At 73.1% G+C, this 24,339-nt stretch carries 15 protein-coding genes; 7 read left to right on the top strand and 8 right to left on the bottom strand.

Going from position 1 to position 24,339, the window contains the following annotated elements; translation table 11 throughout:
- Positions 1 to 89: 89 nt before the first annotated feature.
- Positions 90 to 4,715, bottom strand: a complete 4,626-nt coding sequence (locus I5071_RS46925) for an aldehyde dehydrogenase family protein (protein ID WP_329611123.1) — start codon at positions 4,713 to 4,715, stop codon at positions 90 to 92.
- Positions 4,716 to 4,810: 95 nt separating this feature from the next.
- Between I5071_RS46925 and I5071_RS45150 the strand changes: the two genes are divergently transcribed.
- From I5071_RS45150 to I5071_RS45130, 5 genes are all read left to right on the top strand, one after another.
- Positions 4,811 to 8,710, top strand: a complete 3,900-nt coding sequence (locus I5071_RS45150; RefSeq protein ID WP_236519651.1) for an amino acid adenylation domain-containing protein — start codon at positions 4,811 to 4,813, stop codon at positions 8,708 to 8,710.
- A 197-nt stretch (positions 8,711 to 8,907) separates the two neighbouring features.
- Positions 8,908 to 10,077, top strand: coding sequence for a hypothetical protein (locus I5071_RS45145; protein ID WP_236519650.1), 1,170 nt, complete (start codon positions 8,908 to 8,910; stop codon positions 10,075 to 10,077).
- Entirely contained in the window at positions 10,077 to 10,577 is a 501-nt protein-coding gene (locus I5071_RS45140) for a TadE/TadG family type IV pilus assembly protein (protein WP_236519648.1), read from the top strand. The genes I5071_RS45145 and I5071_RS45140 overlap by 1 nt, the downstream gene beginning before the upstream one ends.
- 3 nt (positions 10,578 to 10,580) lie before the next feature.
- Positions 10,581 to 11,597 (top strand): hypothetical protein, encoded by a 1,017-nt coding sequence (locus tag I5071_RS45135; RefSeq protein ID WP_236519647.1) that lies wholly within the window; start codon positions 10,581 to 10,583, stop codon positions 11,595 to 11,597.
- Complete coding sequence (locus I5071_RS45130) at positions 11,597 to 12,295, top strand: hypothetical protein (protein WP_236519646.1); 699 nt, start codon at positions 11,597 to 11,599, stop codon at positions 12,293 to 12,295. Before I5071_RS45135 ends, I5071_RS45130 begins: the two co-directional genes overlap by 1 nt.
- Before the next feature lies 1 nt (position 12,296).
- On the opposite strand, the gene I5071_RS45125 is transcribed toward I5071_RS45130, so the two are convergent.
- The 3 genes from I5071_RS45125 to I5071_RS45115 all read right to left on the bottom strand — a co-directional run bounded on the left by I5071_RS45125 (position 12,297) and on the right by I5071_RS45115 (position 16,445).
- Entirely contained in the window at positions 12,297 to 12,944 is a 648-nt protein-coding gene (locus I5071_RS45125) for a hypothetical protein (RefSeq protein ID WP_236519645.1), read from the bottom strand.
- Positions 12,945 to 14,024: 1,080 nt separating this feature from the next.
- Positions 14,025 to 15,407, bottom strand: coding sequence for a sigma-54-dependent transcriptional regulator (locus tag I5071_RS45120; protein WP_236519644.1), 1,383 nt, complete (start codon positions 15,405 to 15,407; stop codon positions 14,025 to 14,027).
- Between the two features lie 18 nt (positions 15,408 to 15,425).
- Positions 15,426 to 16,445 carry an alcohol dehydrogenase gene (locus tag I5071_RS45115; protein ID WP_419249620.1) on the bottom strand — a complete coding sequence of 340 codons (1,020 nt, stop codon included), beginning with the start codon at positions 16,443 to 16,445 and terminating at the stop codon, positions 15,426 to 15,428.
- A 101-nt stretch (positions 16,446 to 16,546) separates the two neighbouring features.
- Here I5071_RS45115 and I5071_RS45110 point away from each other — a divergent pair, with 101 nt between their 5' ends.
- The gene (locus I5071_RS45110) at positions 16,547 to 18,130 is read left to right on the top strand and encodes a MopE-related protein (RefSeq protein ID WP_236519643.1); all 1,584 of its coding nucleotides are present in this window, start codon (positions 16,547 to 16,549) and stop codon (positions 18,128 to 18,130) included.
- A gap of 68 nt (positions 18,131 to 18,198) precedes the next feature.
- On the opposite strand, the gene I5071_RS45105 is transcribed toward I5071_RS45110, so the two are convergent.
- The 3 genes from I5071_RS45105 to I5071_RS45095 are packed head-to-tail and all read right to left on the bottom strand — an operon-like array spanning position 18,199 to position 22,601.
- Complete coding sequence (locus I5071_RS45105; RefSeq protein ID WP_236519641.1) at positions 18,199 to 19,650, bottom strand: sigma-54-dependent transcriptional regulator; 1,452 nt, start codon at positions 19,648 to 19,650, stop codon at positions 18,199 to 18,201.
- A gap of 51 nt (positions 19,651 to 19,701) precedes the next feature.
- The gene (locus I5071_RS45100; protein WP_236519640.1) at positions 19,702 to 21,108 is read right to left on the bottom strand and encodes an integrin alpha; all 1,407 of its coding nucleotides are present in this window, start codon (positions 21,106 to 21,108) and stop codon (positions 19,702 to 19,704) included.
- The gene (locus I5071_RS45095; protein ID WP_236519639.1) at positions 21,108 to 22,601 is read right to left on the bottom strand and encodes a PEGA domain-containing protein; all 1,494 of its coding nucleotides are present in this window, start codon (positions 22,599 to 22,601) and stop codon (positions 21,108 to 21,110) included. The genes I5071_RS45100 and I5071_RS45095 overlap by 1 nt, the downstream gene beginning before the upstream one ends.
- A 93-nt stretch (positions 22,602 to 22,694) precedes the next feature.
- Between I5071_RS45095 and I5071_RS45090 the strand changes: the two genes are divergently transcribed.
- Positions 22,695 to 23,147 (top strand): hypothetical protein, encoded by a 453-nt coding sequence (locus I5071_RS45090; protein WP_236519637.1) that lies wholly within the window; start codon positions 22,695 to 22,697, stop codon positions 23,145 to 23,147.
- Between the two features lie 306 nt (positions 23,148 to 23,453).
- On the opposite strand, the gene I5071_RS45085 is transcribed toward I5071_RS45090, so the two are convergent.
- Positions 23,454 to 24,332: an SDR family oxidoreductase gene (locus I5071_RS45085; protein ID WP_236519636.1), complete on the bottom strand. Its 879-nt coding sequence runs from the start codon at positions 24,330 to 24,332 to the stop codon at positions 23,454 to 23,456.
- Positions 24,333 to 24,339: the final 7 nt, after the last annotated feature.

Below are 24,339 nucleotides of genomic sequence, written 5' to 3'. Positions count from 1 at the left end.
CACCCGGAGTGCTCGTCCCGGAGGTTCCGGACGGGAGCGCGCGAAGCGCGCGGACGGCAGGAACCTCCGGGCGAGCCGATTTTCATCGATCAGCCGATCGCGCGCAGCGCCGCGCCGAGCGCCTCGCTCTGCGCCACCGCACGATCGAGCGCAGGTGCGATCGCGATGCGTCCCCCCGGCAGGCGACGCACCACGATGCCGCGCGCCCGCAGCGCGTCGGCGATCGCATCGCGCCGCTCGCCGAGCTCCACCACGCGATAGAGCCCGGCTCCGCGCGCGCTCGTGCCCGCGAGCGCCGCGTCGAGCGCGCTCGCGCCCGCCGCGACGTCGACCTTGCGCGCCGCGCGCAGCTGGTGGTGCATCTGGATCAGCGAGAGCTCGTCGCCGTCCCACGTGCTCACGAACGTCATCGGCGTCGCGACCCAGAGCGACTTGCCGACGTGCACCATGCCGAGCTGCCCGCCGGTCCACCACACGCGCGCGTCGGGCACCAGCTCCCACGTCTCGCTCGCGAACGCGCCCGCGCCGCTGCGGTAGTACGCGCCCGCGGTCTCGACGCTCACGATCGGCACGCCGGTCTCGGCGCGCAGCCGGGCGAGGGCATGCACGAATGCATGGCTCAGCACCCGGCCCGTGCGTTCCTGCATGGGCTCCACGACGATGCCCAGCACCGCGCTCGGGCCGCCCGCCGCGGCGATCGCGGCGCGCAGCGCGGCCTCGCTCTCCGCGTCACCGACGAGCTCGGGATGCGGCACCCGCGGCCACTCGAAGAGCGCGGGGCCCATCGCGTGCACCGAGGGATCGCTGATCGAGCGCGCACACGCGCTGGTGTGCCCGACGTACGCGCCCTCGAGCGAGATCACGACGCGCGCGCTCTTGCGGTGCCAGCGCAGCATCCGGATCGTCTTGTCGATCGCCTCGTCGCGGCCCGACGCGAGATAGACGTGCGGCAGATCCGGGCTCAGCGCAGCGACGTGCTCGATCGCGCGCACCGCCGGCGGGGTCACGTAGTTGAGCAGCGTGATCTTGTCGATCGTCGCGCCCGACACGATGCCCTCGCGCTCCGCGCGCACCAGCGTCGCCGGCGGCGCGGCGAAGGGCGCGACCAGACCGCTCGCGAGATCGACGACGCCCTCGCTCCCCGGCACACCGCCCTCGACCGCGATCGGCCCGAGCGGCTGGCGGTAGTACCGCGCGAGCGCGTCCTCGCCGTACTGGTTCTCGAGCGTCACCGCGGTGAACGCGCCGAACGAGTCGTTGAGGCGCATCATCGCGTCGGCGTGCCCGAGCCGATTGCGGCCGGTGCACCACCGATAACGCGGCGAGCCATCGGCGCGCTTCATCGCGCGCGCATGATCGAGCTGCGCGGCCTTGAGCCGACGTCCGATGCCCGTGCCCTGCAGCGCGGGATCGACCGTCAGCGCGAGGCTGTAGATCGTGTCGGCGCGCCCGCGCGCGGGGTCACGATCGGGGCCCGACACCTCGGGAACACGCTCGATCGGCGCGGCCATCGCGTAGCCGACGAGCGTCCACGCGTCGCCGTCCTTGCGCTCCGCGAGCACGACGATCCCGTCGGGATCCTCGAAGCCGAGACGGAGGCGATGCTCGGGATCGCGGCGCGCCGGCTCGTACACCTGCTCCTCGAGCCCGAGGATCGGCGGCAGCAGCGCCTCGACCTCGTCGGGCGCGGCGCGGCGGATGCGCACCTCGGGCTGGGCGGGACGCGGCGGGCTCGCGACGTCGTGCCACTCCGGCGCCTTCTCGTGCGGGTGCGCGTCGAGCCACGCGAGCGACTGGTGCACCACGCGGAACACCTCGTCGACGTCGTGCTCCTCGAAGCTCGCGTTGAGGCGATAGCGCACGGTGCGATCGCCCGCGGCGAACGCGATCGCGCCGCGCCAGAAGCGCTGCCCGAGGTACGCGTCGAGCTCCGCGGGAGTTGCCAGATCGAACGCGAACGCGAAGCCCTGCACGCGCACGCAGCGGATGCGGTGGCCCCAGCGCCGCTCGAGCTCGGGCACCCGCGCCCGCACCATCGCCTCGACGCGCGCGCCGTCGTCGCTCGTCGCGAGCATCGTCGCGTGCAGGCGACCGCGGATCATCGACGCGACGAACGCCTGCGTGGGCTCGGGATCGGCGAACCGGCTCATCACGATGCCGACCTGCGCGCGCTTCGCGATGGTCAGGCAGTCGGGCGTGTCCGCGTTGCCCTCCGCGTCGACCAGCCCGAACCGGCGGTGCCACGCGAACGAGCCGCCGAGCCCGAACCCGCACTGCACCTCGTCCATCACCAGCGGCACGCCGAGCGCGCGCGTCACCAGCCGCAGCCCGCGATGGAAGCGCGCCGTCGCGTAACGATCGCCGCCCTCGCTCTGCATCGGCTCGACGATCACGACGAAGTGCTCGTGCCGCAGCAGCGTGTCGATCACCAGCGCGAGCGACTCCACCTCGGCGCGCAGCAGCGGATCGTCGCTGTTGCCGAAGCGCGCGCGCAGCGCCTGCGCGTCACCGCGCGCGCAGACGTCGCGCCACCCCGCGGGCTCCTCGGGCTCGCCGTCGTTGGGCGTGCCCCAGAGCGGCCACGGCGCGAACGTCGCTTCGTGCCCTGCGATCTCGAAGGGCGTGCGCTTGCTCGGCGAGTGCGTCGCATGCAGCGCGAAGAGCGTGCGGCCGTGGAAGCTGCCGTCGAACGCGAGGACGCGGGGGCCGCGATCCTTGGCGTGCAGGCGAGCCAACGCGAGCGCCTTCTCGTTCGCCTCCGCGCCACTGCCCGCGAAGCACACCGTGGGCAGCCCCGGCACCAGTGCGCGCAGCGTCTGCGCGAAATGCTCCGCGGCGCGCTGTCCCGGACCGTCGAGCTCCGAGCTCGGCAGCGTGATGTCGTGGGGGCGCAGCATCGCGTCGCCCCACTCGCCCCCGACGTACGCGCGCACCAGGTTCTCGTGCGAGAAGCCGAACGGCATCGTCGCGGTCTGGCTCATCGCGTCGATCACCGAGAGCGGCGTGGGATCGACGCTGACCATGAACGGTCCGTGCGAGCGCACGTGATCGAACACGAGCTGCTTCTTCTCGCGCGGCACGCGATCACCCGCGTAGAGCCGCTCGACCCACTTCGTGCTCTCGGGGACCGCCCCGCCCTTGGGCCGCACGACGCGCATCGGGCGCGCATCGGCGCTCGGGGTGCGGTTCGCCTCGGCGCGCTCCTCGGCGTCGTGCATCGCCTCGAGCCGCTCGAGATCGTGCGGCGGCAGCGCGCGCGCGATCGACGCGTGGGCCGCCATCGAGAGCACCGAGTTGCTCTGCACCGCGACCGGGATCGCGAGGTTGCGCGGCGCGAACGAGCCCGCCGGGCGGAAGTTGCCGCTGCGCCCGGTGCCGCCGAACGGAAGGCGCGGCGAGGCCTGGTTGGTGCTGCGGTTGCGGTTGAGGATCCCGCAGCGCGTCTCGCGGTAGTAACGATCGAAGCGCGCGTCGCTCGAGGTGAACACGCTGTTCGCGAAGCCGTAGGGCGACGCGTTCAGCACCGCGATCGCCTCGTCGTCGCTCTCGACGATCTCGACGCCGACGTCGGGCCCGAAGAGCTCGGTGTCGGTGTAGCCCGGCACGTCGTGCACGCCCTCGGGCAGCACGTGCACCGAGCCGCTGCGATAGAGCCCACCGGGCAAGCGCTTGCCCTCGACCACCACGTCGGCGCCCGCGCGCACTGCGCTCGCCATCGCGGCCTCGAGCCTGTCGCGCCCCGCGCGGGTCGCCATCGGTCCCGCGAACGCGCTCGCGTCGTCGGGATCGCCGAACCTCAGCGCGCCCACGATCTTCCTGAGCGCGTCGATCAGCGGCTTCGCGAGCGCGCGATGCACGAGCACACGATCGGTGCAGGTGCAGCGCTGGCCCGTCGTGAGGTACGCGCCGACCGCGATCTCGTGCGCGGCCTGTCGCACGTCGGCGTCCTCGCAGACGATCACCGTGTTCTTGCCGCCCATCTCGAGCGCCACGAGCATCTCGGGCTTGTCGAGCGCGGCCTCGCTGATGCGGCGACCGACGGGCCAGCTCCCGGTGAACGCGAGCCCGTGCACGTCGCGGTGCGCGACCATCGCCGCGCCGGTCGGACCGCGCCCCTGCACGACGTTCAGCACGCCCGCCGGAAGCCCCGCCTCGTGCGCGGCCTCGGCGTAGCGGATCCCGCAGAGCGGTGCGACTTCGCTCGGCTTCATCACGACCGTGTTTCCGAGCAGGAGCGCGGGAACTACGTGTGCGTGACAGAGATGAAGGGGGAAGTTGAAGGGGCCGATCACCCCGACGACTCCATGCGGATGCCAGCGCAGCGCCTCGTTCGGGAAGCCGGGCAGCGGCCCGTCGCGCAGGTCGTTCCGGATCTGCGCCGCGACCAGATCGAAACGTCCGATCAGCGAGTCGATCTCGACCCGCGCCTCCGATCGGATCTTGCCGATCTCCTTCACGATCGCGTCGGCCAGGCGCTCCTTCTGGGCGACGATCACCGCGCGGAAGCGGTGCAGCGCGGCGAGGCGATCGTCGAACGAGCGTCGCGACCACGCGACCTGGGCGTCCTTCGCAGCGGCGACGGCATCGGCGACGCGGTCGGCGCTCCACGCGGTGTGCACGACGTGCTCGCCATCGCGCGCGGGATTCTCGGAGATCAGGGGCTCGCCAGTGGGCGGGACGAAGCGTCCGCCGATGTAGTCGCCAGGGATCTGCATGGAGCCGCGGAGTCTACCCCCGGCGAAACGCGCGGGCCCGCGAGGGAGCGCGCGTCGCGAGGCATCTCTCACGCTGCGATCGAGGAGGTCGATCGATGAGCGCCGTCCCGCTCTCGGCCGCGGTCCACGCCGCGCTGCGCGCACACGACGACGAGCCCGCGGGCGACGTCGAATTCCCGCTCACGCCGACCCAGCACGCGATGCTGGTGCACAGCCTGCGCGCGAGCACGCCAGGGGTCGAGATCGAGCAGCTCGTGGTGCAGCTGCCCGAGGCGATCGACGTCGCGCGGATGCGCGCGGCGTGGGTGTGGGGCACCGAGCGCTTCGAGGCGCTGCGCACGCATTTCGTGTGGCACGACGGCGAGCCCCGCCAGCGCGTGCTCGAGCGCGCGACCTTGCCCTTCGAGCAGGCGAGCACCGGCGATCTCGCGCGCTTCCTCGTCGAGGATCGTGCGCGCGGCGTGGACCTCGGCCGCGCCCCCGGCGCGCGCGTGACGCTGCTCGATCGCACGCTGGTCTTCACGTTCCACCACGCGCTGCTCGACGGGCGCTCGTTCACCCGCGTGCTGCGCGAGGTGATGCAGCGCTACGACGAGGGCGAGGCCTACGATCCGCCGCGCCCGCCCTCGATGCGCGCGCACTGCGAGCACCTCGCGCGGCGCGACCTCGCCGCCGATCGCGCGTTCTGGAGCGAGCAGCTGCGCGGCTTCGGCGGGCCCACGCCGCTGCCCGCCTCGCGCGGCGCCGAGCCGAGCGGGGCGCGCCACGTCGAGCTCGAGGCACGGCTCGGCGCGAGCGCCACCTCGCGCCTGGTCGAGCTCGGCGTGCAGCACGGGTTCACCCTCGCGAACGCGGTGCAGGCCGCGTGGGCGATCGTGCTCGCGCGGCACGCGCGCGAGGACGACGTGTGCTTCGGATCGACGCGCGCCGGGCGTCACGGCACCGTGCCCGAGGCGCTCGAGGCGGTGGGCTGTCTGATCCACACCACGCCGCTCCGCGTCGCGGTCCCACCCGAGCGCGACGTGCTCGCGGTGCTGCGCGATCTGCGCGCGCTCGGGCTCGCGGTCCGCGCCCACGAGCACACGCCGCTCACGTCGATCCGCGAGTGGACCGGCCTGCCCGCGCTCTTCGAGAGCCTGGTGGTGTTCGAGCGCTACCTCGTCGATCGCGCGCTGCGCGCGCTCGGCGGCGCGTGGTGCGATCGAAGGGTGAGCGTGCACGAGCAGAGCGAGCCCCCGCTCGTGCTCGCGGCCTACCAGGATCACGACGATCTGATCCTGAAGCTCGAGCACGATCCCGCGCGCTTCGATCCCGACCTGATCGCGCACGTGCGCGATCACCTGGTCGCGATCCTGCGCGGCATCGCGGAGCGCCCCCACGCGCGCGTCGGCGAGCTCGTCATGGTCGGCGACGACGAGCAGCGCGCGCTGCTCGCGCTCGCGGGCGGCGACGGCGCGCTGATGCCCTGCGACGCGACCATGATCACCGCCGCGATCGCCGTGGTCGCACGGGATGCACACGCGCTGCCGACGCACACCTTCGCGCAGCTCGATCACGACGCGGGCGTGCTCGCGGCGCGCCTCGCCCACGAGGGCATCGCGATCGGCGACGTCGTCGCGGTCTCGGTGCGGCGCGGCCCGCACCTCGCGACCGCGCTGCTCGGCGTGCTGCGCGCCGGCGCGGTGTACCTCCCGATCGATCCCGAGTGGCCGCGCGATCGCATCGCGATGGTGCTCGACGACGCGGGCGCGAAGCGCGTGATCGTCGAGGACCACACCCGCGCGTCGTTCGCCGCGCACCCGAGCCTCGCGATCGACGCGCCGAGCGAGCTCGATCCCATCGCACCGATCGACCTCGATCCCGACGCGCCCGCGACGCTGATCTACACCTCGGGCTCGACCGGTCGCCCCAAGGGCGTGCTCGTCCCGCATCGCGCGCTGCTCGCTCACGCCTGCGCGATCGTGCCGGCCTACGCGCTCGATGCGCGCGATCGCTGCCTGCAGTTCACCTCGCCGAGCTTCGACGTCTCGATCGAAGAGATGCTGCCCACCTGGCTCGCCGGCGCCTGCGTGGTCCCGCGCAGCGAGCGCGCGGCGGCGTCGATCGACACGTTCCTCGACGAGCTCGAGCGCCACGCGATCACCGTCGTGAACGTGCCCAGCGCGTTCTTCACCGAGGTCGCGCTGCACCTGCACGATCACGATCGCGCGCTGCCCGCGTGCGTGCGCCTCGTGATCGTCGGCGGCGAGCGACCGAGCGCGAGCGCCTACGCGACCTGGCGTGCTCGCCATCCCCGCGTGCGCTTCGTGAACGCGTACGGCCCGACCGAGGTCACGATCACCAGCACGCTCCACGATCCCGGCAGCGCGACCCCGAGCGAGCTCCCGATCGGAAGGCCGCTCGGCACCTGTCGCGCGTACGTGCTCGACGCCGGGGGTCAGCTCGCGCCGCGCGGTGCGATCGGCGAGCTCGCGCTCTCGGGCCCGCAGGTCGCGCTCGGCTACCACGCGCGCCCCGAGCTCACCGCCGCGCGCTTCGGGCCCGATCCGTTCGCGCGCGGCACCACGATGATGCGCACCGGCGACCTCGCGCGATGGAACGCGCGCGGCGAGCTCGAGATCCTCGGTCGCGCCGACGAGCAGCTGAAGATCCGGGGCTTCCGCATCGAGCCCGGCGAGATCGAGTCGGTGCTGCGCGCCGATCCACGCGTGCGCGACGTGGTCGTCGGCGCGCGCCCCGATGCCTCGGGCACGCTGCGCCTCGTCGCGTGGATCGTGCTGCGCGATCGCGACGTCGATCCCGGCGTGCTCCGCGCCACCTGCGAGCGGTCGCTCCCCGCGTCGATGATCCCCTCCGCGTTCGTCGCGATCGACGCGCTCCCGATCACCCCGAGCGGCAAGGTCGATCGGCGCGCCCTCCCCGCGCCCGAGCTCGGCACGTCGTCCCGCGCGCGCCGCGCCGATCCGCCCGAGGGCGCGTTCGAGACGTGGATCGCCGCGCTCTTCTGCGAGCTCCTCGGCGTGCCCGAGGTCGGCGTGAACGAGAGCTTCTTCGAGCTCGGCGGGCACTCGCTGCTCGCAGTGCGCCTGCTCTCGAAGCTCTCGGCGCGCGGCCCGATCGAGCTCGGCACGATCTTCCGCGCGCCCACCGTGCGCGCGCTCGCGCGCGCCATCGAGGACGGCACCACGTCGAGCACCGACGCGACCCTCGTCCCGCTCAACGCGCCGGCGCGCCAGACCCTCGATCCCGCGCGCGCGCCGTTCTTCCTGCTCTGCGGCGTGCAGCTCTACGCCGCGCTCGGCGATGCGATGTCCGCCGATCGCGCGGTGCTCGGCGGCCTGCTCGCGTGCGAGGCCGACGTGGTCGGCGCGCCGCTCGACGTGCACGTGATGGCGCCGGCGTACCTCGCGCGCATGCGCGCGCTCCAGCCGCGCGGCCCGTACCTGCTCGGCGGCGTCTCGTTCGGCGGGGTCGTCGCGTACGAGGTCGCGCAGCGGCTGCGCGCCGAAGGAGAGCGCGTCGAGCTGCTCGTCCTCTTCGACACGATCCTCCCGCGCGGTCTCCACAAGGCCGGGCTGCTCGGCCGCGCGCGCACCCACCTCGCGCGCCTGCGCGAGCCGCGCGAGTTCCTCGCGCACCTGCACGCCGCGATCACCCAGCGCGTCGTCCGACGCAGCGACGCCCCCGCGACCGCGATCGATCCCGGCGCGCTGACGACCGAGGCGATCGACGCGATCCGCGACGAGCGATTCCGCGCCGCCGCCGAGCGCTACGACCCCGGCATGCGCCCCTACGAGGGCCCCGCGCTGGTCTTCACCGCGCGCCATCGCCGCGTGTTCCCGGGCGACCGCATCGATCGCGACCTCGGATGGAGCGCGCTGCTGCGCGGCGGCGCGACGTACCACGAGGTCGACGGCAACCACCTCACGATCCTGCGCGAGCCCGGCGCGACCGAGATCGCCCGCGTGCTCCGCGAGCGGTTGCGCAACATCTGAGCGAAGCGCACCTGCGTTCGCAGAACGCAGGCGTTCGACGCGTCGCACGGTGTGCTGACCCCAGCTGCGCAAGAAGCGGTGGGGTCGCTCGTCCCCGCTCTGCGCCGAGTGGGCACGCCGCAGGGGTCGATCCACGACGATTCGTGTAGGATCGTGTGCCTCACACCATGGCAGTGTTGTTGCAGCCGGCGCACAGCGTGAGCGGGAATCTCGCGAGCACCAAAACTCGACGGCCCATCACGAGCGCCGCGTTCCCCGCGCTGACGCTCGATCAACGCGGCGCGATCATGGTGATCGGCGTCTTCATGTCGGCGATGCTCGTCGGCATCCTCTATTACGTCTGGGGCATCGGCGGCGCGCTGCTCTTCCGCGAGCGCATGCAGGACGCCGCCGACGCATCGGCGTTCAGCGCCGCCGTCGTGCACGCGCGCGGCATGAACATCATCGCGCTGCTCAACATCGTGATGGCCGCGCTCGCCGCGGTGGAGACCGGCCTCCAGGTCGCCGCCGAGATGCTCGACGCCGCCGCGATCGCCGCGGGGCTCACCTGCCTCGGCTGCGGCCCCTGGTGCGCCTACTGCTGCGAGGGCTGTTACTACGCCATCAAGTACGGGACCGACGCGTCGTCGGCCCACAACATCCACAACCAGGTCGAGCGCATCATCGACCCGATCATGACCGCGACCCACGGCGTCGCGGTCGCGGTGCGACACGGCTCGCCGCTCGCCGCGCAGGGCCTGGTCATCGGGTACAGCACGAGCCGCCCCTACAACCCTCCGGTCGAGCTCGGCGTGATGTTCCCGCTCTTCCCCGAGCTCCAGGCCGAAGACCACGACGGCGACTGGCCCTGCGACAACAAGGTGCGCTGGCCCGCGCTCGGCATCGCGGAGCTAGTCGCGCCGATCCACGCCGACTTCGACATCTTCAACCCGTGGTACGGCGCCGGCGCGCTCTACGGCCTCGCGCGCATCACCTCGGCGGCGCGCGAGTGGTGCCCCGACTACTTCCAGCGCGTCACCGACGGCTCGGAGCTCGGCGAGAGCCCCTTCCAGATCCGCACGCTGATGTACGGCAACTCGCCCTTCGGCTGGACCCGCCACGGCGTCGCCGTCGCCGCGTGGGACACCGAGCAGACCGGCTCCGGCGTCTACGACACCCTCGACTACGCGACGCGCGTCGGCTTCGCCCAGTCGGAGTACTTCTACGAGCAGCCCTTCGAGGGCGATCACGAGCGCGAGGAGTGGACCTGGCACCAGCGCTGGCGCGCGCGCCTGCGCCGGTTCCGGCTCGGCGGCGGCGGCGCGGACGGCTGCAGCATCCCGGGCTGCAGCGCGCTCGGCGAGCTGCAGAACGTGGTGGTGCACTGATGCGCGTGGAAGGACCGAAGCGCCCCGGCTTCGCGCGGCGCCTGCTCGGTGATCAGAAGGGCGCAGCGATGGCCGAGGCGGTCATCATGCTCCCGGTGATCATCCTGGTGTGGGGGATCATCCTCTACATCCACTTCGGCTTCCGCGACGCGCAGCGGAACATGGCGACGCTCCGTGATCACGCGTGGTCGCACGCCTTCACCGGCTGCAACACGTCGGCGCCCTCGCCCACCGTGCTCGAAGAGGGCATGCAGTTCGACGGCGAGACCGCGGGCGGCATCGACGGGCTCGGCGGCGCGCTCCGCTGGGTCGCGAACACGCTCTTCATGATCGACGAGTTCGGGGGCCGTCGCGACGTGGACATCGCGCGCCCCGAGTCGCTCGGTGGCGGCAGCCGCACGCTGCGCTGGGAGTTGCTGATCGCCTGCAACGAGGATCAGCGCGGCGACGACGAGACGCCCTGGTACGAGGCGCTCTTCGACTTCTTCTCGGGGGCGTGAGCGATGGACGATCCGACGACCACGAGCGCAACCACTCCGCCGCCCGTCGGCGCGAGCCGCAAGAAGATCGCCGAGCGCCCCGAGGGCCTGCTCCCGAAGATCGCGCGGGTCACCGCGACCATGCTGATCGTCGCGGCCGTGCTCGCGTTCGGCGCCTACCAGCGGGTCCAGGGCCAGCTCGGCGAGCACCTGCTCGGCGCGGGCGCCGAGATGATGATGCTCGCCGACGCGACGCGGCAGGACACGCCGCGCCAGCTGATGGTCAACGGCCAGCGCATCTTCTTCAGCTCGGGCATGGCGCCGATGCCGCCGCGCGAGGTGCTCGCGCGCTTCGAGCAGCGCTGCGAGCAGGTCGACGCGCACCTCATGGCCCAGTTCTCCGAGGTCGTCGCGGAGCACCCCGACGCGCCCGAGGCGCGGCGGCTCGAGACGTTCCGCCCGCTGCTCCGCGAGGAGCGCGACGGCGTCGGGTTCGTCGCCTGCCTCGACCTCGGCCACGAGCGCGCCGACGTCGACGTCTTCGTGCAGCGCTTCCGCCGCTTCCGGCAGACCCGCGACCTGCACGACCTCGGCGATCTCCGCTACGTCTACGTCGAGCCCGCGTCGAACGACCGCACGCACTTCGTCGCGATCTGGAGCGAGGGCTCGCTGCGCTTCGACCAGCTGATGCCGGAGACCGGCGACGCGCCGGGCGTCGACCCCACCGACATCCCGCGCCCGCCGGGCGCGCGACGCGTCGTCAGCGCGCGCGAGGAAGGCATCGACGAGGTCGCGACGATCTACCAGGGCTCGGAGCTCGAAGAGGGTCAGCTCGAGAGCTTCTACCGTCGCGAGCTGCCCGCCTACGGCTGGCGCGTGCTCGACCCGGGCGACGATCCGCGCATCCGCCCGAGCCACGACGTGCGCCCCGCGCTCGTCGCGCAGCGCGGCGATCAGATGGTGTGGTTCGCGCTCTCCACCGACGCCCAGGGTCGCGGCACCGCGGCGGTCGTCACGAGCGGCGAAGCGGACGGAGGCTGATGCACCGCGGGTGTGGGATCGCGCTGCTCCTGCTCGTCGCGAGCGCGTGCGGCAACGGTGGCTCGGGGAGGCGCGCGGGCTCGGAGCCGCTGCCGTCGTCCGAGCCGTCGCGGCCGGCGCCCGCGTCGGGCGGCGCGCAGGCGCCGATGTTCGCGGGCGCGTCGCGCGGCGGCGAGGATCGCGCCCGGGCGCTCGCGGGCACGCCGATGATGGAGGCCGAGCGGCGCCGTCGCGAGGCCCTCGAGCGCGCGCAGGGCCCGGAGCGGCTCGAAGAGGATCGGATGGCGCGCGGCCGCGCGATCGCCGCCGAGATGCGGGCCGCGGCGGCGGAGTCGGCGCGCGACGAGGGCGACGAGTGCCAGCAGGCGTGGGCCGCGCAGGGCGCGCTGCGCGAGGAGCTGCCCGCGGCGGGCCGACCCTCGGAGGAAGAGTTCCTGCGCACCTGCCGCGCGATGCCCGAGCGCGAGCGTCGCTGCATGAGCCCGGTGTACTTCGAGGGGCACCTCCAGGAGTGCGCGGAGGCCCAGGCCGAGACGATGGCGCGCATCCGCCGCGAGGGCCGGATGCGCACCGCCGAGGGTCGTGGTCGCCCGGTGATCGAGGTCGACGTCGCGCCGACGAGCGGCGGCAGCGCGGCGCCGCAGCCCGCCCCCGAGACCGCCGCGCCCGCGCCTCGCCGCGTCCCGATGCCCGAGTGAGCTAGGCCTCCGGCGTCTCCTCGCGCCGCTTGCTCGCCTTGCGGAAGTAGCTCTTCACGCGGCGCTGATCGCCGGGGAACACCTCGCGCAGCGCGCCCTCGTTGCGCTGCAGCACGCGGATGAGCTCGACCCGCGCGAGGCGCTCCGCGCCGATCGCCGCGCTCGCGAGCCGCTCGCTCTCGAGCCACGCGCGCTCGGCGGTCGTGGCCGCGGACGCGAGCGTGGTGAGCGCCTCGCCGTGCGCGGCCGCCAGCTCGGGGAAGCGCGCGGACAGCTCGTTCACCAGCGAGCGCACCCCGCGCTCCTGCTCCTCGCCGCGCATCGCGACGAGGTCGCTCAGCCCGCGCGGAAAGCACGCGCGGTAGCCGACGTTCGAGCGGTCGCGCGACACCGCGCCGAGCACCAGCAGCTCGACCTCGCGGATGCGCTGATCGACGTCGAAGTCGGCGCGCACCAGCCGCGCGTAGGCCTCCACCCGCGCGTCCTCGGCGGCCTCGGTCGCGTCCTCCGCGTCGCGCAACCTCCGCTCCGCGATCTCGACCCGCTCGGCGAGGTGCGCGGTCGCTGGGTCCGCCTTCACCGAAGCGCGGTGGAACCGCGCATCGCGCAGGATGGTCGACGTCGAACGATCTTCTCTCGGCAAGGTCATCACGGTCTCCCCACGCGCGGCGTGATGGCCGCGCGCGCGGAGAGCGTGATCGTGGGCGGTCGATCGCGACAATCCGCGCGCGCGTTCAGCTCCGTCCGCGGGCAGCGCCCAGCGCCGCAGCGGCGAGCCCGCGATCGCGAGATCCGTGCGTTCCGCGCGACCCCGCGGAAGCGTTCCGGCGGACCGGAGCGCCTCCGCGCGATCCGGCGGAGCCGTCCAGCGCGCCAGAACGCTCCTGCGCGATTCGGCGGAGCCATCCAGCGCGCCAGAACGCCTCCGCGCGATTCGGCGCAGCGGATCCGACGCGCCAGAACGCTTCCGCGCGATTCGGCGAAGCCGTCCGACGCGCCAGAACGCTTCCGCGCGACTCGGCGGAGCCATCCAGCGCGCCAGAACGCTTCCGCGCGATCGCACGTCCAGCCCGCACGCCGCGCGCTCGCCTCCACCACCGTCGCCGTCCCGCGCTCACGCGCGTGCCGTCGCCTCCTCACGCATCACCACCGTCGCCGTCCCGCGCTCCGCGCGTGCCGTCGCCTCTCCACCACCGTCGCCGTCCCGCGCTCACGCGCGTGCCGTCGCCTCCTCACGCATCACCACCGTCGCCGTCCCGCGCTCCGCGCGTGCCGTCGCCTCTCCACCACCGTCGCCGTCCCGCGCTCCGCGCGTGCCGTCGCCTCCTCACGCACTCACGCGTCGCCGTCCCGCGCTCCGCGCGTGCCGTCGCCTCACCGCTCGATCCGGGCGAGTGCGAAGCAGAGCCCGACGATTCCGGGCGAGTGCGAAGCAGAGCCCGAACCGCGAGCGTCGTGGACGCGGCGAAGCGCGGCCACGTCGCGAGCCGCCCCAGCCCAACCCATCGAGACGGCAGAACCGCGGTACCGGGCGCGGGGTAGTGGGTCCGACGCCCTCGTGCGACGGGGGCTCGCAGAGGCCGACCACAGACTGTCCTGAGCATCGCGGCAAGCGGCGCGAAGCGCGCGCCGCGATGCGACCACCGCTTCCCGAAGCTTGCGCCCTTCATGACAGCAGCCCGCGAGCACCCGGGCGTCGGACCCACTACCCCGCGCCTCTCGCCGAGACCTACTCGTCCACTTCCCCAGTCGCATCTCTACGGATCCCGAGGGCCTTCATCTTCTTGTACAGATGACTCCGCTCCAGCCCGAGATCCGCCGCAGTGCGCGTGATGTGCCCCTGGTGGTGCTCGAGCGCGCGCAGCACCAGGTCGCGCTCGGCCTCCTTCACCATGTCCTCGAGGTGCGCGCCCGGCCGGTAGTACCCGCCGCCCGTGCTCGCCCCGCCCTGCCCCACGTGCGCGCGCACGTCGCTCTCGTGGATCACGTCGCCCGGCACCAGGATCACCAGCCGCTCCACCAGGTTCCGTAGCTCGCGCACGTTGCCCGGGAAGTCGTGCCTCCCGAGCTGCGCCAGCGCGCCCTCGCTGAAGCTCTTGCCGCGACGATCGTTCGCCGCGCACGCGATGCGCAGGAAGTGCCCCGCGAGCATCGGCACGTCCTCGATGCGCTCGCGCAGGCTCGGCACCCGCAGCGGCACCACGTTCAGTCGATCGAAGAGATCGGCGCGGAACCGTCCCTCCTCGATCTCCTTCTTGAGCGGCTTGTTCGTCGCCGCGACCACCCGCACGTCGACCTTCAGCAGATCGCCGCCGCCCACCCGTTCGATCTCGCCCTCCTGCAGCACGCGCAGCAGCTTCGCCTGCATCGGCGAGGGCATGTCGCCCACCTCGTCGAGGAAGAGCGTGCCCTTGGTCGCGCGCTCGAACTTGCCGCGCCGCTGCTTGGTCGCGCCGGTGAACGCGCCCGCCTCGTGCCCGAAGAGCTCGCTCTCGATCAGCTCGCTCGGCACCGCGGCGCAGTTGAGCTTCTCGAAGGGACCCTTGTTGCGCTTGCTCCCGCGGTGGATCGCCGCCGCGACCAGCTCCTTGCCGGTGCCGCGCTCGCCCATGATCAGCACGTTCGCGCTCGCGCTCGCGGCGAGCGAGATCTGATCGCGCAGCCCGCGCATCGGCGCGCTCTCGCCGATGAGGCCCGTCGACTCGCCCACCCGCTCGCGCAGCGACTCGTTCTCGTGCGCGAGCTTGGTGAACTGCAGCGCGCGCTCGAGCGAGAGCAGCAGTCGATCGGTGCCGATCGGCTTCTCGAGGAAGTCGTGGGCGCCGAGGCGCGTCGCCTCGACCGCGGTCTCGATCGTGCCCTGCCCGCTCATCACCAGCACCGGCGCGTCGATCTGCGCGTCGCGCAGCGCGCGGATGAGCGAGAGCCCGTCCATGCCCGGCATGTTCACGTCGACGAGGTACGCGTCGTAGGCGCGCACCCGCGCCTTCTCGAGCGCGATCTCGGCGCTGCCCGCGACGTCGACGTCGAAGTCCTCGACGCGCAGCGCGCGAGAGAGCGTGCTCAGGATGTTCTTCTCGTCGTCGACGACCAGGATCGCAGCGCGCGGCATCGCCCGAACGGTAGCCGGTCAGCCGTTCATCGTCAGCACCACGCGGAAGCGCGCCTTGCCGCTCATCATGCGGGCGTAGGCCTGGGGCGCCTCGGAGAACGGGAAGATCTCGTTCATCGATCGCACGCCGGTGAGCAGGCTGAACGCGGCGGTGTCCTGGGAGTCGATCGAGGTGCCCGAGTACGCGCCCTGGATCGATCGTGCGCCGCTGATGAGCGCGTAGGCGTTCCCCTCGATCGGGTCGGGCGTGGCGCCGATCACGATCAGCCGTCCCGCGGGCCCGAGCCCGCCGAGGATCGCGCTCATCGCCTTGCCGCTGGTGACCGTCGCGAGGATCGCGGTCGCGCCGCCGAGCTTGGTCAGCTCCTCGACGGGATCGACGGCCTGGCTGTCGATGTAGCGCGTCGCGCCGAGCTGCTTCGCGAGCGGCTCCTTGTCGCTCCCGCGCGCGATCGCGACGGTGCGGAAGCCCATGCGCGCGGCGAACTGCACGCCGAGGTGGCCGAGCCCGCCGATGCCGTGGATCGCGACGAGGTCGCCGGGCCGCGCGCCGCTGTTGCGCAGCGCGTTGAAGGTGGTGACGCCGGCGCACATGAGCGGCGCGGCGTCGATCGGCGAGAGCTCGCTGGGCAAGCGCACCAGCGCGCTGACCGGCGCGATCATGTGCTCGGCATACCCGCCGTCGAAGCTGGCGCCGGTGATCTTGGTCGCGACGCATCCGAAGAAGCGGCCGCGCCGGCACGCGTCGCAGGTGCCGTCGTAGCCGCCGTTCCAGCCCACGCCGACGTAGTCGCCGAGCTTCCACGCCGTGACGCCGGGCCCGAGCGCGTCGATGACCCCGGCCACCTCGTGGCCGGGCACCCGCGGATACTCGAGCCCCGGCAGCGCGCCCTCGACCACCGCGGCGTCGCTGTGGCAGACGCCGCACGCGCGCACCGCGATCCGCGCCTCGCCCGCGCGCGGCTGGGGGACCTCGCGCTCGACCTGCTCGAGCGGCCCGCCGCGACGCGAGACCTGCACCGCACGCATCTTGGCCACGGACACCTCCTGGTCGGTGAAGTAGGAGGGCGTGGTCACGACACAACGGCTTAATCGGCTTAACTCGTGGCGCGCGACCGAGCGCGCGCACGCTCGGCCGCATGCATCACCTCGCTTTGCTCGCGCTCGTCCTCTCGGGATGCGCGCTCTCGCACGAGCGCCCCGCGTGCCCCGGCGGCGCCGAGCCGGTCACGTCGTTCGAGGATCGCGACGGCGACGGCCACGGCGATCCTTCGCGGGCCCACGTCGGGTGCGTGCCCGCGCCCGGCACCGTCGCGACCGCGCTCGACTGCGACGACACGGACACCACGCGCTACCCGGGCGCGCCCGAGATCTGCGGCACCGGCGTGCTCGAGGACTGCGAGGGCGACGGCGCGGACTGTCGACTGCGCGGTGCGCTCGACGAGCGCGACGCCGACGCGGTGCTGCTCGGAGAGCGCGCGCTCGACGTCGCAGGCGCCGCGGTCGTCGCGCTCGATGCGGATCGCGACGGCACGCTCGACCTCGCGATCGGCGCGCCGTACCGCGCGGTGGGCGAGACGCGCGCCGCGGGCTCGGTGTACGTCGCGCTCGGGCCGTTCGCGGGAGAGCGCTCGCTCAGCACGGCCGAGGCGCGCGTCGACGGGACGCGCGTCCACGGGCACCTCGGCGCGGCGCTCGCGCGCGCCGATCTCGACGCCGACGGCGCGGCCGATCTGGTCGTCGGCGAGGCGAGCGCGGGCACGACGAGCCGGGTGCTGTTCGCGCCCGGACCCTACGAGGGCGTGCGCGACGCCGACACGCTCTCGGGCTACCTGCTCCCGCAGAACGCGCAGGTCCAGCTCGCGGCGGGAGAGCTCGGCGGCAGCGCGGCGCTGGACCTCGCGATCGGCGCGCTGACCCTCGGCGCCGGCGCACGTCCGACCGCGGGCGGCGTGGTGGTGTTCGAGGGCCCGCTGACCACCGACGCGTTCCCTGCGGCCACGCTCGGGGGGAGCGGCGGCGAGCTCCCCGGCGGACAGCTCGCGACGCTCGGCGACGTCGACGGTGATGGTCGAGACGATCTCGCGATGGGCGTCTACCGCGAGGTCGTCGACGCGATCGGCGCGCGCGAGTACGAGCCGCGCGTCGACGTGATGGTGGGCGACTGGGCGCGCACGGTGCGCGCGACGCTGACGTTGCCCCGGGTGCTCGACGCCCACCCGTTCGCCGTGGCGGGTGGGGATCTCGACGGCGACGGCGAGATCGATCTCGCGATCGGGCTGCCCTTCGACACGTACCTGCTCGGGGTGCCGGGCCTGAACCCGGGTCGTGTGCTCGTGTTCCGCGGGCCACTGCGCGGCGCGCTCCGCGTCGAGGACGCGAGCGCGGTGCTGATCGGCAGCGAGGACGACGAGCGCGCGGGCATCGCGCTCGCGGTGATCGGCGATCTCGATGCCGACGGGCGCGACGAGCTGGCGATCGGCAGCATGGCGCCGCGGCGCGACGGAACGGGCGAGCCACTGCGCGCGGCCCGCGTGTACGTCGTCTACGGCGGCGACATCGGGGGCGAGCTCGCGCTCGAGGAGTCGGAGCTGTGGATCGAGGGGGCGATCGCGCCGTGGCGCGTCGGCGATCTGAACGGCGATGGGCTCGACGACGTGGTGGTGTCCGACGCGTGGAGCGATGCGGGGCGCGTGATGGTGATCCACGCGACCGGGATCTGAGCCGTCGCCGTTCACGACCACGATCACGTCGACGATCACGTGAGCGTGGTCGTGAACGCCTCCGCGCCTCAGTCCTCGCGTGCCTCGCGGAGGCCGAGCTCCTTCATCTTCGTCTGCAGGCTCTTGCGCGAGATCTTGAGGAGGCGCGCGGTGTGCGTGACGTTGCCGCCGGTCTGCTGCAGCGCGCGCACGATCAGCTCGCGCTCGACCTTCGCCGCGGCCTCGCGCACCAGCTCCTTGAGCCCGATCTCGCCGCTCGCCGTCGGCTCCTCGCCGAGATCCTCGTCCTCTTCGTCGTCGTGCGCGGCCTCGGCGCGACGCGCGCTCGCGGGCGCGGCGTGCGAGCCCGGCGAGCTCGACGGAACGGTGCGCAGATCGGGCGGCAGATCGCCGACGTCGATGCGCTCGCCGTCGCAGAACAGCATCGCGCGCTCGATCACGTTCTCGAGCTCGCGGATGTTGCCCGGCCACGGATGCGCGAGGAGCACCTCCATCGCGTTCTCGCTCACGCCGACCACGCGCGACTTCTTCAGGCGCTCGCGGAAGCGCTTCACGAAGTGCTCGACCAGCAGCGGGATGTCGCCCTGGCGCTCGCGCAGCGGGGGCAGCCGCATCTGCACGACGTTGAGGCGGTAGTAGAGATCCTCGCGGAAGCGCTGCTCCTTGATCTCCTGCGCGAGGTCGCGGTTGGTCGCGGCGATGAGGCGCACGTCGACCTCGATCGTCTTGATGCCGCCGACGCGCTCGAACTCCTGCTCCTGGATCGCGCGGAGCAGCTTCACCTGCATGTTCACCGGGATCTCGCCGATCTCGTCGAGGAAGAGCGTGCCTCCGTCGGCGAGCTCGAAGCGGCCCGGCTTGCTCGTGACCGCGCCGGTGAACGCGCCCTTCTCGTACCCGAAGAGCTCGCTCTCGATCAGGTCGCGGGGGATCGCGGCGCAGTTCACGCGGATGAACGGCTTGTCGTGGCGCGAGCTCTTCTCGTGCAGCGCGCGCGCGATGAGCTCCTTGCCGGTGCCGCTCTCGCCGGTGATCAGCACGGTGCTCGGCGTGTCCGCGACCTTCTCGATCACCGAGTAGATCGAGAGCATCGCGGGCGACTGCCCGATCAGGCCGCGCTCGGCCATCTCGCCCTCGCGCTGCCGCAGCTCGGCGGTGCGCGAGGCCTTGTCGACGACGTTCTTGAACTCCGTGCGATCGAAGGGCTTGGTGACGTAGTCGAACGCGCCGAGCTTGAGCGCCTCGACCGCGGTGTCGACCGTGCCGTGCGCGGTGATGATGATCACCGGCAGCTCGGGCTGCGACGCGGTGATGCGCTTCAGCAGCTGCATCCCGTCGAGCTTCGGCATGCGCAGATCGCTGATCACCACGTCCACGTGGTGATCGGCGAGCGTCGCGAGCGCCTGCTCTCCGTCCTCCGCCATCAGCACGTCGTAGCCGTCGCGCTGCAGCTGCGCGCCGAGCACACGGCGCAGGTTCGCCTCGTCGTCGGCGATCAGGATCTGCTTCTTTTCTCGCATCTCGTTCGATTTTCTGGCCGGAGCTTCGCTCCGGCGTTCTCCTCGCATCGCTCAGAGGCAGCCGCGGTCGCGACCATCCATCGGCACGTCGTCACCGAGGCCCGAGCAGAGGAACACCACGATCTGCCTTTCTCCGGGCGCGCCCGCCACCACTTCGCTGCGGTCGGCGCCGCGCACCGCCGCGACCGCCGTGCCGAGCTGCATGCCCTGGGTCTGCGACGAGTGGTAGAGCGCGACGCTGCGGATGCCCAGCATGCCGAGCGCGCCGGCCTGCCCCGCGAGCACGAACACCGCGCCGCCGCCGGCGCGCCCCTCGGGGCTCGCCGCCGGCGCACCCGCGATCAGATCGTTCGTTCCGTCTCCGTCGACGTCGCCGATCGCCAGCGCGGCGCCGAGCCCGATGCGCTCGTCGTCGCCGCACGCCACGTCGTCGGTCGCGACGTCGGGGCACGTGATCGACGACACGTTCGTGGGCTGCGTCGCGTCGGCCGCGCACGACGTGCTCGCGGGCAGCGCGGCGCCCTCGATGACGTCGATGCGCTGCTCGGTCGCGTCGATGCTCGTGCCGATCACGACGTCGGCCACGTCGTCTCCGTCGAGATCGCCGATCGCGAGCGCGCTGCCGTAGCCGCCGGGCCCCTCGAGGCAGCCCCGGACCGTCACGGTGGTGACCGCCGCGTCGTCGATGTCGATCGTGCCGATCACCACGCGGTCGGTGTCGCCCTCGAGGTCGGCGCGCGCGGCGAACATCACCGCGCGACCGTCGAGCGGCGCGACCGCGAGCTGCGCGCCCACGTGCGCGCCCGCGGGGAGCATCGCGCCCGAGAGATCGATGCGCACCGGCGCGCCGCCGCCGATCGGGAGGCGATAGATCGCGCCCTCACCGCTGCTCGCGTCGGGCGCGCCGAAGAGCGCCGCGCCCACGCGATGCTGCGCGTGCGGGATGCCCGCGGCGGACGTGCCGAACGCCTCGCCGCTCGGCCCCGCGATGGTCTGGGTGAGCGTCAGATCCTCGCAGCGGATCTGCACGCTCCCGGTCGAGAGCGAGGGCGCGGCGATGCACGCGTGCAGCATGCGTCCGTCGCCCAGCGTCCACTCGGGGAACGCCGCGAGCGACGCGCCGTGGCCCTCGGCGCACTCGCCCTCGTCGCAGCCCTCGAAGAGCAGCGAGTTCTCGAAGCGGGGCGTCGGATCGGAGGGCAATCCGTCGTAGCCGCCGAACACGTAGAACGCGGAGCTGCCGAACGAGCCCACGCCGCCGGTCACCGCGTAGCGCGACACCCCGCCGCCCGCGACCTCGCCCTCGAAGCCGACGATGACGCGACCGAAGTCGCCCGCGACGCCGCCACCGGGCCCGTCGATCACCAGCACCGGCGCGTCGTTGCGCACGCCGTCCCAGACCGTCGGATCGCACCCGGCGAGCACGATCGCGATCCCGAGCATCCTCGAGGCGCGCATCAGAAACGACCTCCCGCGGCCGCACCGATCGTGCCGGTGCGCGGATCGAACATCGGCGCCAGCGCCCAGTCGCGCGCTTCGAGCACCGTTCCTTCGGAGGGCGGCAGCGGATCGTAGAGCAGGTAGTAGAGACCCACCGCGCCGACGATCAGCGCGAGGCCGAACGCCGTGTCCGCACCGATCGTGTAGTAGAGCCCGTGATCGAGCCGCTCGTCGTTCGTCGCGAGCGTGCCCGCGTCGCGCTCGCGCTCGAGCGTCGCCCGCAGATCCTCGGCGACGAACGCGAGGGCCACGCCGCCGCCCGCGAGCAGCACCGCGAACGTCGACGCGACCCACGCGCCGCCGCGCCCGACGTCGGGCCGCAGCCGCACCCGGAGCGGCGTCAGCTGTCCGCGCGCGATCTCGACGCGCTGCTCCCACGCCTTCATGCCGTCCGACTCGACGCGCACCACGTGCTCGCCCGCCGGCACCTGCCCCTCGTAGGGCACCGTGCCCACGAGCTCTCCGTCGACGCGCACGCGCGCGCCGCGCACGTTGCCGATCACGCGCACGCGACCGAACGCGACGCGCTGCAGCTCGACGCGCACGTCGCGCTCCTCGCCGACGCCGACCTCGACGTCCTGCTCGATCGTCTCGTAGCCGGCGCGCTCGATCCACACGTGGTGCGCGCCGACCGGCACCGGTCCCTCGAAGGGCGTGCGCCCACGCGGCCCGGCCTCGCGATCGTCGACGAAGACCTGCGCGCCGGGCACGTCGCTCACGACCCGCAGGTAGCCGAGGAACTCGCCCTGGCTGAGGTTGACGATCACGACGTAGACCTTGCCGGGCTCGACCGTGATGTCCTGCTCCGCGACGTTGAAGTCGGGGTGCTCGATGCGGACGTGGTAGCGGCCCTGATCGAGCGTGTACGAGAAGGGCGACGAGCCGCGCGCGACCTCGCGGCCCTCCTGCGCGATCGTGATGGTCGCGCCCTCGGGATCGGTGCGGACCGAGACGAGCGACTTGAAGTCCTCGGGCAGCGCGGCCGGAGGGGGCGCGGCCTCGATCGGCGCAGCGCTCTCGACCGGCGGCGCGCCTTCGGCGGGCGGGGCCGCGCCTTCTTCGGCGGGCGGCGGCGTGGCCTCCGCGGCGGCGCGGCGGCGCTCGAGCTCGGCGGTCAGGCGCGTGACGCGCTGCTCGACGGCCTCGCGATCCGACGCCGAGGGATCGCGCTGCAGGTAGCTCCGGAAGTAGTCGAGCGCGCGCGAGAGGTCCCCCGCGTTCTCGTAGGCGACGGCCGCGTTGTAGAGGAACGCGCTGAAGGGCTCCGCCTCGTAGGCGGCCTCGAACTCCGCGGCGGCCTCTCCGAAGCGCCCCTGGAGGTAGTAGGCCTGCCCCTGCTCCATGTGCGCGCGGGCGGTCTCGATCGACGACCGCTCCTGCGCGCGCGCCGCGGGCACCCAGCCCGCGCTCGTCCACATCACCACGACAGCGAACGCCAAGATCCAGCGCATCCACCCTCCGAGCGAAGCGGCCCGATCCTACACCCCTTCTCCCGCCCGGAACGAAACTGGACGCGCCCTGGCCGCCTCGGGTACCCCGATGGGATGCGCGTCGCGCTGCCGCTGGGGATCGTGCTGCTCGTGGGCGTCGGATGTGGGAGCGCACCGCCCCCCGCGCCCGCACACGCCGAGCCCGAGCCGGTCGCCGCCGCGCCGCTCGCGCCGGTGCCCGAGGGCGCGAGCGTCATCCAGCGCGCGATGCTCGACGAAGTGCTCGAGGCGGGCCTCGGACGTTTCCTCCAGCGCATCGGCACCGAGCCCGATCTGCGCGACGGGCGCTTCGTCGGGTTCCGGGTGGTCGAGCTGCGCGACGAGGCGCTCTTCGCGGGCCTCGACCTCGCGCCGGGCGACACGATCGTGCAGGTGAACGGCCAGGGCATCGAGCGCCCCGAGCACGCCTTCACGGTGTGGACGGGCCTGCGCGTCGCGAGCGAGCTCACGATCGTCGTGCTGCGCGGCGAAGAGCGCCGCGAGCTGCGCTTCCCGATCGTCGACTGAGGCGCCGCCGCGGAGCAGCGGCGCCGAGGACGCGCCGTTGACGCGGTCAGCTCGCAACGTGCGTATGTCGGTGCACGACCCGAGCGGGAACTCGGCCCACCAGGTGCCGCGTGCCGCATCCGCGAGCTGCCCGTCGCGCCGCCGCGATCGGCGTTCCGGCTCGCCATGCCGCGCGCAGCGCGCACCCGCGCTCGCACGCATTCGCGCGCGCCCTCGCCCCCTCACCCGCCCTCGCCCCCTCACCCGCCCTCGCCCCCTCACCCGCCTTCGCCCCCGCCCTCGCCGCGACGCGCCCCGCGCGCCGCGTCACGCCGCCTGCGCCGGCAGCCGCGGCGCGTCGCTGGGCGCGCCCGCGTTCAGCCCCGCGACGCGCCGGAACGCCCAATCGCTCAGCCAGCGCGGCAGCAGCGCGAGCATCACCGGCCCGAGCGCGTTGTAGAACGGCGCGACGTAGCGGGCGCGCGGCCATCGCGACACCGCCGCGTGCTCGATCGCCCGCGCGACCGACTCCGGCCCCACCGCGAGCGGCCCGATCGCCTCGTCGGCCTTCCCCGCGACCGCCATCGCGCGCGCATACGGCGAGCCCTCCGCCTCGTACTTGCGGAGCAGCCCCATCGTCGTCGCGGTGAACTCGGTCTTGATGTACCCCGGCTCGATCACCGACACCCGGATCCCGAACTGGCGCAGCTCCATCCGCAGCGCGTCGCTGAGCGCCTCCACCGCGTACTTCGTCGCGTGATAGACGCCGCCCAGCGGGAACACCATGCGCCCGCCGACGCTGCTCACGTTGATCACGCGCCCCGCGCCGCGTGCGCGCATCTGCGGCACGAACGCGCGCGTGACCGCGAGCAGGCCGAACACGTTGGTGTCGAACTGCGCGCGCACGTCCTCGTCGGACAGCATCTCCACCGGACCGAAGAGCCCGTAGCCCGCGTTGTTCACGAGCACGTCGACGCCGTGGCCCTCGGTCATGCGATCGATCGTGTCCTTCGCAGCGCGGATCGACTCGGCGCTCGTCACGTCGAGCGCGACCGTCTCGATGCCGTGCCGGCGCAGCTCGGCCATCGCCTTCTCGTTGCGCCCGGTCGCGATCACGCGGTGCCCGCGCGCGTGCAGGTGCAGCGCGGTGTGTTTGCCGATGCCCGCGGTGCCACCGGTGATCAGGACGATCTGCTTCGACGCCATCTTCGCC

The sequence above is a fragment of the Sandaracinus amylolyticus genome, from assembly GCF_021631985.1.
In the GTDB taxonomy this organism is placed as follows: Bacteria; Myxococcota_A; Polyangia; order Polyangiales; family Sandaracinaceae; genus Sandaracinus; species Sandaracinus amylolyticus_A.
The sequence above is the reverse complement of the archived record's forward strand: the minus strand, read 5'-3'. Positions and strand labels throughout refer to the sequence as shown.